General features: G+C 67.2%; 14 protein-coding genes and 2 tRNA genes. 8 read left to right on the top strand and 8 right to left on the bottom strand.

Annotated features, from left to right (window positions below; genetic code table 11):
* Positions 1 to 22 precede the first annotated feature (22 nt).
* The 5 genes from CUREI_RS08775 to CUREI_RS12460 are packed head-to-tail and all read left to right on the top strand — an operon-like array spanning position 23 to position 4,598.
* A complete protein-coding gene (locus CUREI_RS08775; RefSeq protein ID WP_038612802.1) occupies positions 23 to 952 on the top strand; it encodes a glycosyltransferase in 930 nt (309 codons plus the stop codon).
* Between the two features lie 2 nt (positions 953 to 954).
* Entirely contained in the window at positions 955 to 2,064 is a 1,110-nt protein-coding gene (locus CUREI_RS08770; RefSeq protein ID WP_236627177.1) for a glycosyltransferase family 4 protein, read from the top strand.
* Positions 2,061 to 3,833: a glycosyltransferase gene (locus tag CUREI_RS12020; protein ID WP_084768289.1), complete on the top strand. Its 1,773-nt coding sequence runs from the start codon at positions 2,061 to 2,063 to the stop codon at positions 3,831 to 3,833. The genes CUREI_RS08770 and CUREI_RS12020 overlap by 4 nt, the downstream gene beginning before the upstream one ends.
* On the top strand, positions 3,805 to 4,473 hold the full coding sequence (locus CUREI_RS08755; RefSeq protein WP_051952307.1) for an N-formylglutamate amidohydrolase: 669 nt from the start codon (positions 3,805 to 3,807) through the stop codon (positions 4,471 to 4,473). Before CUREI_RS12020 ends, CUREI_RS08755 begins: the two co-directional genes overlap by 29 nt.
* Positions 4,437 to 4,598, top strand: a complete 162-nt coding sequence (locus tag CUREI_RS12460; protein WP_158407459.1) for a hypothetical protein — start codon at positions 4,437 to 4,439, stop codon at positions 4,596 to 4,598. The genes CUREI_RS08755 and CUREI_RS12460 overlap by 37 nt, the downstream gene beginning before the upstream one ends.
* Positions 4,599 to 4,604: 6 nt before the next feature.
* Here CUREI_RS12460 and CUREI_RS08750 read toward each other — a convergent pair whose 3' ends face one another.
* The 7 genes from CUREI_RS08750 to CUREI_RS08720 all read right to left on the bottom strand — a co-directional run bounded on the left by CUREI_RS08750 (position 4,605) and on the right by CUREI_RS08720 (position 12,126).
* Complete coding sequence (locus CUREI_RS08750; protein WP_038612799.1) at positions 4,605 to 5,873, bottom strand: Dyp-type peroxidase; 1,269 nt, start codon at positions 5,871 to 5,873, stop codon at positions 4,605 to 4,607.
* Positions 5,873 to 7,123 (bottom strand): iron uptake system protein EfeO, encoded by a 1,251-nt coding sequence (efeO, locus tag CUREI_RS08745; protein ID WP_038612797.1) that lies wholly within the window; start codon positions 7,121 to 7,123, stop codon positions 5,873 to 5,875. Before efeO ends, CUREI_RS08750 begins: the two co-directional genes overlap by 1 nt.
* On the bottom strand, positions 7,123 to 8,070 hold the full coding sequence (locus CUREI_RS08740; protein ID WP_051952306.1) for an FTR1 family iron permease: 948 nt from the start codon (positions 8,068 to 8,070) through the stop codon (positions 7,123 to 7,125). Before CUREI_RS08740 ends, efeO begins: the two co-directional genes overlap by 1 nt.
* 85 nt (positions 8,071 to 8,155) lie before the next feature.
* Positions 8,156 to 9,508, bottom strand: coding sequence for a cytochrome b/b6 domain-containing protein (locus CUREI_RS08735; protein WP_038612795.1), 1,353 nt, complete (start codon positions 9,506 to 9,508; stop codon positions 8,156 to 8,158).
* On the bottom strand, positions 9,508 to 10,437 hold the full coding sequence (locus CUREI_RS08730) for an electron transfer flavoprotein subunit alpha/FixB family protein (protein WP_038612794.1): 930 nt from the start codon (positions 10,435 to 10,437) through the stop codon (positions 9,508 to 9,510). The genes CUREI_RS08735 and CUREI_RS08730 overlap by 1 nt, the downstream gene beginning before the upstream one ends.
* 9 nt (positions 10,438 to 10,446) lie before the next feature.
* Positions 10,447 to 11,229, bottom strand: a complete 783-nt coding sequence (locus CUREI_RS08725; RefSeq protein ID WP_038612793.1) for an electron transfer flavoprotein subunit beta/FixA family protein — start codon at positions 11,227 to 11,229, stop codon at positions 10,447 to 10,449.
* A gap of 66 nt (positions 11,230 to 11,295) precedes the next feature.
* Positions 11,296 to 12,126 carry a DUF1542 domain-containing protein gene (locus CUREI_RS08720; RefSeq protein WP_407919145.1) on the bottom strand — a complete coding sequence of 277 codons (831 nt, stop codon included), beginning with the start codon at positions 12,124 to 12,126 and terminating at the stop codon, positions 11,296 to 11,298.
* A 67-nt stretch (positions 12,127 to 12,193) separates the two neighbouring features.
* On the opposite strand from CUREI_RS08720, the gene CUREI_RS08715 reads away from it, so the two are divergent.
* The 3 genes from CUREI_RS08715 (at position 12,194) to tig (ending at position 13,953) form a co-directional block, all read left to right on the top strand.
* A tRNA-Gly gene (locus CUREI_RS08715) sits at positions 12,194 to 12,268 on the top strand.
* 138 nt (positions 12,269 to 12,406) lie between these two features.
* A tRNA-Pro gene (locus tag CUREI_RS08710) sits at positions 12,407 to 12,480 on the top strand.
* An 81-nt stretch (positions 12,481 to 12,561) separates the two neighbouring features.
* Complete coding sequence (gene tig / locus CUREI_RS08705) at positions 12,562 to 13,953, top strand: trigger factor (protein WP_038612791.1); 1,392 nt, start codon at positions 12,562 to 12,564, stop codon at positions 13,951 to 13,953.
* A gap of 230 nt (positions 13,954 to 14,183) precedes the next feature.
* On the opposite strand, the gene CUREI_RS11670 is transcribed toward tig, so the two are convergent.
* Positions 14,184 to 15,074: a DDE-type integrase/transposase/recombinase gene (locus tag CUREI_RS11670; protein ID WP_051952091.1), complete on the bottom strand. Its 891-nt coding sequence runs from the start codon at positions 15,072 to 15,074 to the stop codon at positions 14,184 to 14,186.
* Positions 15,075 to 15,135: the final 61 nt, after the last annotated feature.

Genomic DNA, 15,135 nt, shown 5'->3' with positions numbered 1-15,135 from the left:
CGAGAAGGTTTATATTAGGGGAATGCGCGTTCTCTCCATCCCCGCTGAACACCCGTATACGCAGGCGATCCAGCCGGTGGGCGTGGAGTTTCTCCCGGACCCGGACATCGACGGCCACTGGTGGCCGCACCCGGCGCTTGAAGCCGAGTATTGGAACCAGCCGCGAGACGTGGACGCCGTGCACATCCACTTCGGCTTCGAGCACCGCACGCCTGCGCAAATCGCCGAGTTGTGCGCCGCCCTGCCGGTCCCGCTGGTGCTCACGGTGCACGACCTGGACAACCCCCATCTAGAAGACCAGGCACCCCACCACGAGCGGCTGCAGCTGCTTGTCGACGCAGCGTCCGCCACCATCACCCTCACCGACCAGGCCGCCGAGATCCTGGCCCGCGACTACGGCGCGAGCAACGTGCAGGTGATTCCGCACCCGCGCATCACCGACACTCCCGCGCAGGTGCACTCGAGTGGCCGGGCAGCGGTGTTTCTCAAGTCGCTGCGCTCAAACGTGGTCGCGGACGCGCAGTTCTACGCCGACATCGCCGCGGAGGTGCCGTTGGACGTGTATGTGCATGAGGGGGCGGAGCTGGCGTCGATAAGCAACGCGAACGTGGTGGTGCACGAGCCGATGAGCGACGACGAGCTCTTCGCCGCCGTGGGGCACGCCGGGGTGTGCATTCTGCCGTACACTCGGGGAACGCATTCAGGGTGGCTGGAGATGTGCCGCGACCTCGGCGTGCCTGTCGTCGCGCCCGATACCGGCTGCTACGCGGGCCAGGCGGACACGCCTGCGGCCGTCGAGGTCTACCCGGCGGGCGACGGACGCGCGGCCGGCCAGGCGGCGGCGCGGCTACTCGCCCGCGGGCCGGTGCCCTACACCGGTGACAGAGAACAACAACGTGCCCAGGTGCGACGGGCACACGAGGAGACGTACAAGAAGGTGGTAAGCGAGTGACGGTGGCAGCGCAACCGGCCGCAAGGGCCCGGCGCACGCAGAAACTGCGCATTGCGCTTATCGGCCCTGCGCGCTACCCAGTGCGCGAGCCGTACGCCGGCGGGCTCGAGGCGTTTTGCCACACCATGGTGTCGGCGCTTCGGGAGCTGGGCCACGACGTGGACTTTTTCGCCGCCGAGGGCTCCGACGGCAACGTCAAGGACTTCGAGCTGCCCGGCGTCGACTGGGGTGCGCACGCGGAGGACGCCACCGACACCACCTACCCGGAAGGCGGGCGCGAGCGCGAAAACGCGGCGTTTCTGCAGCTGCGCCAGCTTCTGGTCGCCCGGGGCTACGACGTGGTGCATAACAACAGCCTGAACCCGTACATCTTCCCCTCGCAGGCCTCGCCGGAGCCGCTGCCGATGCTGACTACGCTGCACACGCCGATGGTGGAGGAGATCCAGGACGCGATCACCGCCGCCGGGCTGCGCGCCGGGCGCTTCGCCGCCGTCAGCCGCACCACGGCGCGGGATTGGCGTCTGCCGTCCGAGCCGGTGATCATCCCCAACGGCGTGAACGTGAACCTGTGGCAGCCGGGCCCGGGCGGCGAGACGGCTGTGTGGTTCGGCCGGCTCGTGCCGGAAAAGGGCGCGCACTTGGCCATCGACGCCTGCCGGGCCGCCGGCATCCCGCTCGTGCTGGCTGGGCGCAACGGCGATCACCGGTACTTCCGCGAGGAGATCGAGCCGCGCCTCGGCGACGGGGTGGAGTGGATCGGCGAGCTGTCCCACGCTGAGCTGCGCGGCCTCGTTGCCGGGTGCGCGGTGGCGGTGGTCACGCCGCGCTGGGAGGAGCCGTTCGGGCTCGTCGCCTTCGAGGCGATGGCGTGCGGCACCCCAGTCGCCGGTTTCCGTCGCGGGGGCATGGGCGAGCTGTTGCGGGACTCGCCGGCATGCCTGGCCCCCGCCGACGACGTGGCGGGGCTGGCGGCGCAGATACAAAGCGCGCTTGAGCTGGACCGGCGAGCTGTGCGGCAGTGGGTGGTGCACAACCACTCGCTGACCCAGACGGCCAGGCGCTATACCGACATCTTCCGCCAGGTGGCGGCGTTTTCGAAGGTAGGACAATGATCGGGATTTACGCCCACCACCACGGCTCGGGCCACATGCACCGCTGCCGCGCGATCCAGCGCGAGCTGCGCGCGATGGGCTACGAGTGCGAGATTCTCTCCACTGCCGGCGGGGACGTGCCGCTTGTCGACGACGCCAGCGACGCCCCCCGGGAACTGCGCAGCGGCCGCGCCATGACCGCCGGCGGCACGCTGCACTACGCGCCCTACGGGTCGCCGCAGATCGCGTCTCGGTTCGCGCAGATTGCCAAGTGGGTAGCGGACAACCAGCCGGAGGCGTTCTACGTGGACGTGTCCGACGAGGTTGCCGTCTTCGTGCGGTTGATGGGTATCCCGGTGGTGGTGCACGCCATGCCTGGCGCGCGCGGGGACGCCCCGCACCAGCTCGCATACGCGCAGGCCGACGCGATCGTCGCCGCCTGGCCGGACTGGGTGCCGGTGCCCGAGCACCTGCGCGCGCACGCCGACCGGCTGCACGCGGTGGGCGGGATCTCGCGGCTGACACCGCGCGAGGGAGTGCGGCGCGACCCGCACCACGTTGTGGTGATGGCCGGGCTGGGCGGCTCGACCTGGGCGCCGGAAGATTGGGCGGCGGTTGAGGCCGCATGCCCCGAGTACCGGTTCACCTTCCTCGGCGGCGACAACCACGTCGACGACCCGACGGAGCTCTTGCAGTCCGCCGGCATCGCGGTGACGGCGGGTGGGCAGAACTCGGTGGCGGACCTGGCAGCCACGAACACCCCCGCGGTGATCCTGCCGCAGCCACGACCGTTCGCTGAGCAAAAGCTCGGGGCGAAGGTGCTCGACGGCCTCGCGACGGTGCGAAACGCCTTCCCCGCACCAGAAGAGTGGCCCGAGCTGCTGCGCCGCCGCGACACAGACTGGGCCCGGTGGCAGACCGAGGGCGCGGCGCGCCGGGCCGCCGAGGTCATCGCGGGCGTGGCGGAACACCCAGGCCAGCCCGCGATCTGCGTGGTCACCCTCGCCGACGCGAACCGCAGGGACCATCTCACCCACCAGGTCAACCTCATGCCGATGGGGGTGGATCACGTCACCGTGGCGCTCGCGGACGCCGACGTGCTGACCAAGGCCGTGCCGAAGAGCCACGTGGTGGCGGGGCCAGCCAACCTGGCAGCCGCGCGCAACCTCGGGGCCCGCACCGCCATCGAGCGCGGCGCGGAAGTGCTGGTGTTCTTGGACGCGGACTGCCTCGCCTCCGACGCGTTGGTGCCGCGCTACGTCTCGGCGCTCAAGCAGCACCCCGACGCGGTCGTCGCCGGGCCGGTGACGTACCTGTCGGAAGGCGAAATGCGCGTCACTGACCCCGACCCGCACCCGGCGCGGCCAAACCCGGCCCCGGGCAAGCTCGTGGACGCCGAGAACTACGCCCTGTTCTGGTCGCTGTCGTTTGCGCTCACCGCCGGGACCTGGGGACGCATCGAGCGCGAGTTCGGCGGCTTCGACTCCGCCTACGAGGGCTACGGCGGGGAGGACACCGACTTCGCTCGCGAGCTGGAACGCCACCACATCCCGCTGGTGTGGGTCGGCGGCGCCCACGCCTTTCACCAGTGGCACCCGGTGTCGTCGCCGCCGTGGGAGCACATCGAAGACATCGTCGCCAACGCCAACCGGTTCCACGCTAAGTGGGGGCAGTTCCCGATGGAGGGCTGGCTCGAGGCGTTTGAGGCCGAAGGTGGCGTCGTCAAGCAGGATGCTCCCGAGCGCTATATCCTGCGGGACTATGAACTTCACCGTCCACGAGGGGAGTAACGACTGCCCCGTCATCGTCCACGTGCCGCACGCCTCGCGTGAGATCCCGGCGGAGGTGGCGGCCGATTTCATCGCCACCGACGAGCAGATCGCGCAGGAGCTCGACCGCGTCACCGACGACTACACCGACACGCTCGCCGTGGCCGCCGCTGAGCAATCCGGGTGCGCGCCGTGGATGATTGTGAATAACCTCTCGCGCCTCGTGGCGGACCCTGGGCGGTTTTCCAACGAGCGCGACTCCATGGACGTCACCGGCCGTGGCGCGATCTTTCTCAAACTCGGCGACGGCAACCCGCTGCGTCCGTTGGACATGGACGTCGCGGACCTGAAGGCGCAGTACTACTTCCCGTACGCCGACGCTGTGTCCAAGCTCGTGCGCGGGCGTATCCAGGACTGCGGCTGCGCGGTGATCGTGGACGTGCACTCCTACAACAACCAGCCGGAGGAGTACCGCATCCACCCGGGCAAGCTGCTGCCGGACGTCTGCATCGGCACCCACTCCGTGCACACGCCCGCCGTGCTTGCCGACGAAGCGGACCGCGCATTTACCGCGCCGGCTTTTCCGTGGAACGCAACACCCCGTTTGCAGGGGCGTACGTACCGGTGGATTATGACAAGAACACCTCCGTGCTGGCCGTGATGTTCGAGGTGCGCAAGGACCTCCTCGAGGCCGACGATTCGCGGGCACGCGTGGAAGGCGCGCTGGCGGAGGTGATCCGCAAGGCCGTGGAGATTTCGCGCACCGACATGGGCCGCCCGCTGTAGTGGTCGTTAAGCAAACATGCCTTCGCCGATGTAGCCCTCGTCCCCCACGCCCGGCACGATGAGGTAGGTGCCGGTGTTGGTGGTTTTCAGGTACTCGGTGAACATTTCGTCCCGTGACATCGACTTGTGCACGCGCGCGAAACGCTCCGGCGTCTGCGTGAACGCGATGAAGAACAGACCCGCGTTCATGCGGCCCTGCTCGTTCGTACCGTCGACGTAGTTGAAGGGGCGGCGCAGCATGCGGATGCCGTCGTTTTGCGCCGGGTGCACGTTGAACAGGTGGGACGCGCGGTCGATCTTCGGGTTGCCGCGCTCGTTGACCGCCTCGAAATCGGGCTCGGTGAACTCGTCGCCGCCGGACAGCGGAGCGCCGGCCGGCTTATCGCGGCCGGTCACGCGCTCCTGCTCGCGCAGCTGCAGTGTGTCCCACACCTCGATGTTCATGGCGATGCGGCGCACCGTCATGTACGTCCCGCCCGCGGCCCACGGCTGCGAGCTGTCGGCGGGAATCCACACGTGCTCCGCCAACTCCGCGTCCTCGTCCGCGCGGATGTTGGCGGTGCCGTCCTTTTGGCCGAACAGGTTGCGCGGCGTCGGCTGTTCCGTGCCGGTTGCGCCCGCGCGCCCGAAGCCGAGCTGGGTCCAGCGCAGCGTCGCGGTGGGCACGGCGAGGCGGGTGAGGTTGCGAATCGCGTGGCTTGTCACCTGCGGGTCGTTCGCGCACGCCTGGATGCAGATGTCGCCCTCGGAGAACTCGGGGCGCAAAAAGTCGTTCGTCATCGTGGGCATCTCGGTGAACTCGGCGGGGAGTTTGCCGGCGGTGCCCAGCTGCTCGCGGAAGAAGGAGCGGCCGAAGCCAAAGGTGAGCGTGAGCCCGGAGGGGCCGTGGTCGACCGCCTCGCCCGAGTCGTCCGGCGGGAAGCTGTCGCCGGTGCCGAACGCGCCCTTGGCCGAGACGTCGCCGCCGAGCGTGAGCCGGCGCGCCGCCGCGGTCCAGCGCTCGAGCAGGTCGATCACGTCCTCCCGATCCGCCTTCTCTGAAATGTCGAACGCCGCGAAGTGCAGGTTATTCTGCATGGGCGTGATAATTCCGGCTTGGTGCTCGCCAGCAAAGTCCACAATGAGCTCTTCGCTTATCGACGAACCCCCGGCCCCACCCGCTCCATCATTTTTCTTCGCCCCGTCCTCGTTCGCGCACCCAGCGAGGGCGGCCGCGCTGGCCGCGCCCAGGGTGCCCAGGCCGCCGAGGGTAAGAAGCTGTCGCCGGTTGACCATTAGCCCAGCCCCAGTACGGTGCCGGTGAGCTGGGACAGCGGCTCGCGCAGCGCGTCGAGCGCCCGGGTCAGCTGCGCCTGCGCGGCCGCGTCGACGGTGTCGTAGGAGACGAACCCGGTCTCCAGCGAGCCGTACTCCTTGAGCAGCTCCTCGACGTCGTCGTAGCGGTCGTTAATGTCCTGGACCAGCGCGGCGCCGGTTTCCCCGCGGTCCGCGGCGATAGGGGAGACCAAGTCGAACGCGATGCGCGAGCCCTGGATGTTCGCCGCGAAGTCGTAGAGGTCGGTGTGGCTCCACCAGTCTTCCTCGCCGGTGACCTTGGTGGTGGCCACCTCCTCCAGAAGCGAGATCGCGCCGTTGGACACCGAGTCGATGGTCAGCTGTTGGTCCTCGGCGAAGTTCGGGTCGTTGACCGTGTCAAGCAGCTGGTTGACGTCGGCCACGAACAGCTCCGCGACCTGTGTGCGCTGGGCCGGGGTGGAGGGCTCCCAGTCCTGCCAGGCGTCGGCGCCGTCGGCATTCTTGGCGTCCTTTTCTGGCACCCACAGATCCTTTTCCATGCGGTGGAAGCCGCGCCACTGGTCGAAGGCGGGGTCTTCGGCCTTCAGCTCGTCGGCTTCTGCGATGTAGTCCACCTCGCGGTAGTCAATCTTCGGGTCGAGGATGCCCAGCGCCTCCGCGATCGGCTCGATGCGCTCGTAGTGCACGCGCGAGGTGGGGTAGAGCTCGCGCGCCTTCTCGTCGTCACCGGAGGCGTAGGCGGCGGCGAACTCCTCGGCGAGGGGGACGAACTCGGCCACTTCGTTCTTAGCAAAGTTGACGTAGGAGGCGACGGCGTCGTCGAAACGCTGCTGGTCCGACTCGCCGACGGCCACGGCCTCGCCGGTAACCGTGAACGCGCTTTGGCCGACGTTCGGCCCGCGCAGGCCCGGCTTGCAGGCGGTGAAGTAGTCGCCCGGCATGAGCGAGACCGTCAGGTCGGCCGTTTCGCCGGGGGCGATGTTCTCGCGCTCGGCGATGACGCGCAGGCCGTCGTTGGCGAGCAGGTAAAACTCCGTCACCTGGTTGCCGGTGTTGTTGATCTTGAACGTGCGCGCGCCGGATTCGGTGCTGTCGGTGCTCACGGCGCAGGTGTCGGCGTCGGAGGTGACCTCGATGCTGTCGGCGTTGGCGGCGTTTTCCACGCACGACGTGAGCGCCAGTGCCAGCGGCAGCGCGGCCACGGCGGCGAGGGTTCGGCGGTGTGACATTAGACTTCCTTTCCTACGAGAGCAGGGTGCGTATCGACGACCTCCGGCCGCCCCACCCCCCGATCTCGACGAACGTGGTTGACAAAAATTGGGACAATGACGGCGATGTAGATGGCCCAGCCGATGACCTGCAGCCAACTCATCTTCGGCTCGAACCCGGTGAGCGCGTTGACCAAGGTGGCGATCGGCCCCGTGGGGTCGATGGCGTGCTCGAAATCGAATGCCCAACCGAAGGGGAACGACGCCATCCAGAACGGGTACGTCGCAAACCCCACGAGCACCTCCCCGGTGCGCGGGTGTGTCGGGGCGATCGGCGCGCCGGAGAACGGCCCCGGCAAGAACTGCGCCTCTTGAAGGTCGTGGATGGCGTAGGCGAGGATGCCCGCGGCCACGACGATGAGCAACGCCGAGGACACTTGCATGAACGTGCGCATGTTCATCTGCAGCGCACCCTTGTAGATGGCGTAGCCCATCACCAGCGCCACGCCGATACCGAGGAACGCCCCGATGACCGCCGCCGGCTGCACCACCCACCCCCACATGAGCAGCGTCAGCTCGAGACCCTCGCGCGCGACGGTGATGAACGCGAGCCAGAACATCGCCCTCGCGCCGGCTGCGACGGCGTCGCCCGTCTTGGCGCCGAGGACTTTGCGCACCATGCCGTCTTTGTTGGACATGGACAGCACCATGCCGGTGATCATGGCCACCGCAACCAGCGACAGTGTGCCGCCGATAGCCTCCTGGGCGCGGAAGCTTAAGCCGTAGCGGCCGAAGGTGAACAGGGCGCCGAGGACAACGCAGATGACCACCGCGAGCCCGACACCCCACCATAGGCTGCGGCGGGCGCCGGCGGCATCGCGCCGGTCCAGGCCGGCGAGCAGGATGCCGACGATCAACGAGGCCTCGAGACCTTCGCGCAGGCCGACCAGGAATGCGGCGAGGAACATGGACTCACGCTAAACCGCCGCGCGGGATTCAGGCAAGTCTTACCTAAGTTAGGCTAGGCTGGCTACCCCGAAAAGGTGTGCCGGCCTAGCGGCGCGTCACCTTGCCCGTGGCCTGCGCCACCGGCGTGACCACAGAGGGTCGGGCCGCCCACCAGCCGGCGGCAGTCACCGCGACGGCGAGAAGGAAGAGGATGAGGCCGAGCCATCCGGAGGCATCGTCACGCGCGGCGAACATTGCGTTAAGGTTGCCGCGCGCACCGGTGGTGAGGACGAGGAACACGTGGATGGCCACGAACGCCACGAAGTAAATCATGGTGGGGAAGTGCACCGCGCGCGCCCACGACACCGGAACGGCCTTCCACGATGACGGCCACATCCCGCTCATGCGGAACCCGGACGCGATTGATAGCGGTGCCGCGATGAACACGGTGGCGAAGTACGCGAGTTCCTGCAGGGCGTTGTAGAACACCCAGCCGTGCTCCTCCGGCCAGTCCAGCGCGAGGAACTGCAGGCCCGCCGATACCGCGTTGGGGAAGACGTCCCAGCTCGTGGGCACGATGCGCATCCACTGCCCGGTGGCGAACAGCAGCACGTAGAACACAAGCCCCAGCGCGACCCACGCAATGTCGAGCACCTGGTGCAGCCACAGCGTCACCGAGATCTTCTTGCCGCCTTGTTTCGGCTGCCAGTACGCGGCGGGCCGCTTTTCGCGCCGCACGTCCAAGCCCGTTTTCACGATCAGCGCCATGAGGAACATGTTGAAGAAGTGGGCCCAGTTCAGCCACGCCGGGAGGCCGACGGGGGCGTCGTCCGGCAGCGGCTGGATCCCGTCGTAGCGGGCGATGAACTCCGCGCCGGAAGCCGTGCCCACGTACCAACGCGACCCGATGACCGCAGCGGCGAGCAGCAGCAGCGTGCCCAGCGTCCACGGGAACCACCGCTTGCCGACGCCCTCCGGTTCCTCCTCCGCAGCCACCTGCGCAGGCGCAGGTACCGGCGACGGCTTCGGTGCGGGGGCGGGTTCGCTGCCGGCCGCTTCGGGTGCAGCCTCGGGTGCGCGCTCTGCGGCGGGCGGCGCCACTACGCGCACGGTTCCGGTCGGCGGCCACGGCTCACCACCCGGCACGCGGGGCAGACCTTGGCGCAGCGGAACCTCGACCGTGTCCACATCGTTTTCGGCCGGCGCGGCCGTTTCCGGGGTGTCGGCGGGCGCGGCAACGGGCGCCGCGACATGCACGGTGCCCGCCGGCGGCCACGGCTCACCGCCGGGGACGCGGGGCAGGCCCCGGCGCAGGGGCGTTTCAACGGTCTCGGTCGCTGGGGGCGCTGTAGGCGCCGCAGCAGCCGCTGGCGCGTCCTCGATCTCCACGGTGCCTGCGGGCGGCCACGGCTGCCCGCCTGCGACGCGGGGGAGGCCTCGGCGGAGTTGAACCTGCATTACTTGCGCGCCTCAATCTCGGAGATGATGTCCGGCACCAGGTCGAACAGGTCGCCGACGATGCCGAAGTCGGCGATGTCGAAGATGGGCGCGTCTTCGTCGCTGTTGATCGCCACGATCGTGTCCGCGGTCTGCATGCCCACCAGGTGCTGCACGGCGCCGGAGATGCCCACGCCGACGTAGAGCTTCGGGCTCACCATGACGCCGGTTTGGCCGATCTGGGCCTCGTACGGAACCTGGCCCTCGTCGACGGCGGAGCGGGTTGCACCCACGGCGGCGCCGAGCGTATCAGCGAGGCCGCCGACGAGCTCTTCGAACGTGTCCTCGTCGCCCAGGGAGACACCGCCCGCGACAACCTTGTCCGCGGTCAGCAGCTCTGGGCGGTTGGACGTGCGCTCCACGGGGGTCACAGAGATCACGTCTGCCTCTCGGCGCCCTGACGGCTCCACCTCGAGCTCCCGCACCTCGGGCGACGCGGCCTCGGCGCGCGTCTCCACAGCACCTGGGCGCAGGGTGATCACCGGCGCGGAGTGGGTGGCGGCAGCGACGGCGGAGTACACGCCGCCGTAGTTTTGGTGGTCGGTGACAATGCCCTGGTCGTCGCGGCGGACGGACACGGCGTCGGTAAGCACCGCCTTGCCCTTGCGCGCCGCGAAGCGCCCTGCGGCCTCCCGGCCACGGACGGTGTGCGCGAACAGCACCGCGGCGGGGTAGAGCTCGTCGAAAGCTGCGTCGATGGCGTCCACGAGCGGGGCGTCGGAGACCAGCACCGTCTTCGCGCCGAGGCGCCCGAGCTCGTCGGCGTGCGCGCGCTCCGGTGCGAGCACCACGGGGGTGCCGATTGCGGAGGCCGCGCCAATCAGCTCTTCCACGCTGGGCTCCACCGAACCGTCGGGGGAGCGGTCCGGGACTACAAGTACTTCAGTCATGGGTGCTCCTTAAATGAGGTTCTTCGATTCCAGGAAGTCCACCAAGCGGGTAGCGGCGGTGGAGTTGCCGTCGATGATCTCGCCCCGCTCGCGCTCCGGACGGCGTTCGATGTCCACCATGATGGCGCGCGGGTGCGTGAAATCCTCCGGGTCCACGCCAAGCTCGGCGAGGGAAACGGTGTTGAGTTCCTTCTTCTTCGCGGCCATCAGGCCTTTGAAGTTGGGGTAGCGGGGGTCCGCGAATCCGTCGGCCACGGACACCACGGCTGGCAGCTGCGCGGACAGCTCCGCCGTGGCCGTCTCGGAGGCCTGGGTGGCGCGCACGGAATCGCCGTCGATAGACAGCTCAGTGAGATTCGTCAGCACAGGCCACCCCAGGAGCTCTGCCACGAACGGCGCGACGACCCCGGCGGCGCCGTCGGAGGACATGCCGCCGGCGACAACGAGGTCGTAGCCCTGCTTCTCGACGAGCTTCGCCAGCACCTGCGCCGTCAGCGTCACGTCCGCGCCGACGAGCGCGTCGTCGGAGACGACATACGCCTCGCTCGCGCCCATGGCAATGCCGCGGCGCACCGAGTCCGCGGAGGATTCCGGGCCGACGCTCAAGATTTCCACCTCGACCTGCGCGGAGTCGCCCGCTGCCTCGGCGATGCGCAGGGCGGCCTCGACAGCGCGCTCGCTGACCTCGTCGGCCACGACGTCGCCGGAACGGTCCGTCAAACCCGTCTCCAGGTTCATCTCGCGGTCACTGTAGGTGTCCGGCACTTCTTTCAGTAGCACAGCAATGCGCACGGCCACTCCTTGTCATGTATTGGGTGGTGTATCTGGTTCGCAATCGCAGTGCAGTCTAACGCACGGCTAAAAGTCGAATCCGCCGAAGTCAAACCCGCCCCCGTCGTCGAATCCGCCGCCGAAGTCCCCAAAGTCGCCGCCCATATCGCCTGCGTCGCCCATATCGCCCGCGCCGTCGAAGCCATCGCCCATGTCGCCCGCACCGTCACCGAGGCCGCCGGCCTCGAACGCCTGCGCCGACGCGACACCGGACATGCCCGCGAACATGGTGGAATAGAACATCATCGAGCTTGCGGCCCACACGCCGGTCATCATTGCCGGCGCCCACCAGGCGGTGGAGTACCAGCCAGCCGGCACCGGGCGGCCCGCCACGGCGCCGCCGGGGTAGTAGTGCGGCGTCTGCTCCGTCGCGTACGGGGATGCCGTGACCTGGGTGCCGTCCTGCTGGGTGACGGTGCGCTGCTCCGTCACGCGGCCCGCCTGGCGCTGGCCCTCCAGCTCCGGCAGCTGAGGGCCGGCCGGCAAGCCCATGATCTCCCGGGCGGCGTTGACGTAGTGCAAGCCCTCCAACGCGGACTCGCGCGCCAACGTGGCCTGCTTGACGGAGCGCGCCTCGCTCAGCCCGGCGGACGCCGCGTTGAAACGCTCGGACGCATCCGCCATCGCCTGCTTCGAGGCGGCGTCGTTGCCGGAAAGGTTGAGCACCTGCGATCCGAGCCGATCGGTCCAACGCTTGGCGTCGGCGTACGCGTCGTCGAACGACAGCTGCTGTTGCTGCGCCACCTGGCGGCGCGAGGGCTGCACCTGGCGCTGGCCACCCATCATGGGCAGGAACAACAGGGGGGCGAAGAGGAAGAGGAGGAATAGTAGGCCGAACACCGGGGCTCCTTTGCGCATCTGGTCACGTGTTTGGTTCAACGGTACCGGCTGCGCTAACATTTCCGAACAGTGCGTTTTGGCGTACGGGAATGTCGTATAGTGGCTAATACCTCAGCCTTCCAAGCTGAAGACGCGGGTTCGATTCCCGTCATTCCCTCCACTTCAATCACCGGTTCCGCTTGCGGGGCCGGTGTTTTTGTGCCCTTAATGCGGGCGGTGTTTTCGGCCCCGCTACAATGACATTCCTGAACCCCAGCCGTGCAGCGGATGTGGTTCGTACCGTGCGGTTTTGCCGCTACGGGGCGTGGCGCAGTTTGGTAGCGCACCTGCTTTGGGAGCAGGGGGTCGCAGGTTCAAATCCTGTCGCCCCGACAAAGGCGGGCCCGTCGAGTGCGGGCCCGCCACACATGAACATCCGACAATCGTTGTTTCGATCTAGTACAGGAGAAATCCGTGAAGACTTCCGTCGACAAGCTCAGCGACACCCGCGTGAAGCTCAACGTCACCGTGCCGTTCGACGAGCTGGGCAAGGAAATCGACCAGGCCTACAAGGCCATCGCCCAGCAGGTCAACATCCCGGGCTTCCGTCGTGGCAAGGCTCCGCGCCAGCTTATCGACGCTCGCTTCGGCCGCGGCCCGATCCTGGAGCAGGTTGTCAACGACATGCTGCCGACCCGCTACGAGCAGGCGCTGGCGGAAAACGACCTCAACCCGCTGGGGCAGCCGGACATCGACGTCACCAAGATCGAAGACAACGACGTTGTCGAGTTCACCGCGGAGATCGACGTGCGCCCCGAGATCGAGGTGCCGGACTTCTCCCAGATCTCCGTCACGGTGCCGGAGCTCAAGGTCGACGACGCCGCAGTGGATGCTGAGCTGGACACCCTCCGTGAGCGCTTCGGCGAGCTGAAGGACACCAAGCGCAAGCTGAAGAAAGACGACTTCGCCATCATCGACCTCGAGGCCACCATCAACGGCGAGAAGCTCGAGGACGCATCCACCGAGGGCTTGACCTACCGCGTGGGCGCCGACGACCTGATGGACGGCCTGGACAAGGCCATCAAGGGCCTGAAGACCGGCGAGGAGGCAGAGTTCACCTCCGAGATCCAGTACGGCGACCACAAGGGCGAAGAAGCCACCGTGAAGGTCACCGTGCAGCAGACCAAGGAGCGCAAGCTGCCGGAGCTCGACGACGACTTCGCCCAGCTGGCATCCGAGTTCGACACCGTCGAGGAGCTGCGCAACTCCACCCGCGAGCAGGTGGAAGAGAACGCCAAGGCGCAGCAGGCCGCCGACATCCGCGACGAGGTGCTCAAGGCTGCCCTGACGCAGACCGAGTTCGCACTGCCAGAGTCCGTGGTGGACGAGCAGGTGCACAACCAGCTCCACCAGCTGCTCGGCCAGATGGCGCACGACGAGAACGCGCTCGCCCAGCTGCTCGAGGCGCAGGGCACCACCCGCGAAGAGTTCGACGCGCAGTCTCGCGAGCAGGCGGAGGAGTCCGTGCGCACGCAGCTGTTCCTCGACGCGGTCGCTGACCAGGAGCAGCCGGAGGTTTCCCAGCAGGAGCTGACCGACCACATTCTGTTCACCGCGCAGTCCTACGGCATGGACCCGAACCAGTTCGTGGCCCAGCTGCAGCAGTCCGGCCAGATTGCCAACCTCTTCTCCGACGTGCGCCGTGGCAAGGCCCTGGCTATCGCCATCTCCCGCACGCAGGTTGCCGACGAGGCCGGCAACACGGTCGACCCGAACGAGTACTTCGGCGAGGTCGAGGAGAACGCCGCCGACACCGAGGCAGCTGACGTGGAGGCCACCGAGACCACCGAGGCCGACGAGAAGTAACTTTTCGTCCGCGAATGAGCGGCCGCGGCGTTGATGCCCCGGTCGCTTTTGCGTATTCCGGGGCCGAAGGAAATTCGTTCACTCTTCCGCACCCCGCGGGTGAACACAAGTGCCCAGAGACGGGCAATGTGTTCATTTCCCCCAGCTCGTGGCGCGATGGTCGGGAATGTGTTCATCCGCGGGGTCTGCGGACTTCCTGTGAACCACACTGGTGGCCGTTGTGTTGTTGGCTAGGTGGTTTTGGCTATGTTTCGTTGTTTAGCCAGGGTTGTGTATTGCCCGTCTGGTCCGGTGGTGAGTCTGTCAAAGACGAACCAGTCCAGATAATCGTCAAGATACTTCATAAACTCCTCGGTTGTGTGCTTTTCGGGGCGAATTCCACTGGCGTGAAGTTCGCGCTTGATGGTGCCGAAGAACCCTTCTACTCGGGCGTTGTCGCCGCTGTTGCCGAGCCGGGATAGGGACGGCACCATCAACCAGGCGTTATCGCACGGGTTCTCGTCTGTGCAATGTGTGCATTGTTGCTTGTCGTGACTGATATCAGTCAGTCGGTCAACCCAATCGATGTGGCGGTAGTGCCAGCCACGGTCGGTGTGCAGTTCGGGGCGTTGGCCTGGTTGTATTTGCTCGAGCCCAGCTTCAAGCATCGTGTTGGTCAGCAACGCCGCTGGTCGCGTTGCGCAGGTATACGCGATGGGCATGTTGTCGTGGAAGTCGATCAGCGGGCTAAAAAAGACTTTGCCGTCAGCGCATTGAAACTCGGTGATGTCGGTGCCGAGTCTTTGGTTTGGCGCATCGGCATAGAAATCGTGTACCAGATCCTTCCTGCCCGCCTGCCTGCGACGATCCGCCTGCGAACGATATCTTTGCGAAACGTGGGTGCCATTTTTGGTGACAGTGTCGATGTCTCCAACCAGACATCGATTTGCTGGGCGATGCGCAGTTTCGCCCTTGTACGAGCTGTAGCGCTTCGTGCGTTTCATCTTCGGCTGCAGGTGTTCTTCGCGCATGATCGTACGAATCGATTTTTCCCCCAGCGACAGACCGTTCGCTTTGCACACTTCACTCACGCGGCGGTAGCCGTAGACCATGCGGTTGCCCTCACAGGCGGCGGTAACCATTGCCTTGGCCTGGCCTTTTCGGTCGACTAGAGGGTGTTTTAACCGCCTGCATGCCGACTTG

This window comes from Corynebacterium ureicelerivorans, from assembly GCF_000747315.1.
Classification (GTDB): domain Bacteria; phylum Actinomycetota; class Actinomycetes; order Mycobacteriales; family Mycobacteriaceae; genus Corynebacterium; species Corynebacterium mucifaciens.
Note: the sequence above shows the minus strand (reverse complement) of the source record. Positions and strands in the feature narration are given on the sequence as shown.

Excerpts from the sequence above, each read along its gene's own strand:
- CUREI_RS08775 (WP_038612802.1), top strand. The coding sequence starts at position 23 with ATGCGCGTTCTCTCCATCCCCGCTGAACACCCGTATACGCAGGCGATC.
- CUREI_RS12020 (WP_084768289.1), top strand. The coding sequence starts at position 2,061 with ATGATCGGGATTTACGCCCACCACCACGGCTCGGGCCACATGCACCGC.
- CUREI_RS08755 (WP_051952307.1), top strand. The coding sequence starts at position 3,805 with ATGAACTTCACCGTCCACGAGGGGAGTAACGACTGCCCCGTCATCGTC.
- CUREI_RS08750 (WP_038612799.1), bottom strand. The coding sequence starts at position 5,873 with ATGGTCAACCGGCGACAGCTTCTTACCCTCGGCGGCCTGGGCACCCTG.
- efeO (WP_038612797.1), bottom strand. The coding sequence starts at position 7,123 with ATGTCACACCGCCGAACCCTCGCCGCCGTGGCCGCGCTGCCGCTGGCA.
- CUREI_RS08740 (WP_051952306.1), bottom strand. The coding sequence starts at position 8,070 with ATGTTCCTCGCCGCATTCCTGGTCGGCCTGCGCGAAGGTCTCGAGGCC.
- CUREI_RS08735 (WP_038612795.1), bottom strand. The coding sequence starts at position 9,508 with ATGCAGGTTCAACTCCGCCGAGGCCTCCCCCGCGTCGCAGGCGGGCAG.
- CUREI_RS08730 (WP_038612794.1), bottom strand. The coding sequence starts at position 10,437 with ATGACTGAAGTACTTGTAGTCCCGGACCGCTCCCCCGACGGTTCGGTG.
- CUREI_RS08720 (WP_407919145.1), bottom strand. The coding sequence starts at position 12,126 with ATGCGCAAAGGAGCCCCGGTGTTCGGCCTACTATTCCTCCTCTTCCTC.
- CUREI_RS11670 (WP_051952091.1), bottom strand. The coding sequence starts at position 15,074 with ATGGTTACCGCCGCCTGTGAGGGCAACCGCATGGTCTACGGCTACCGC.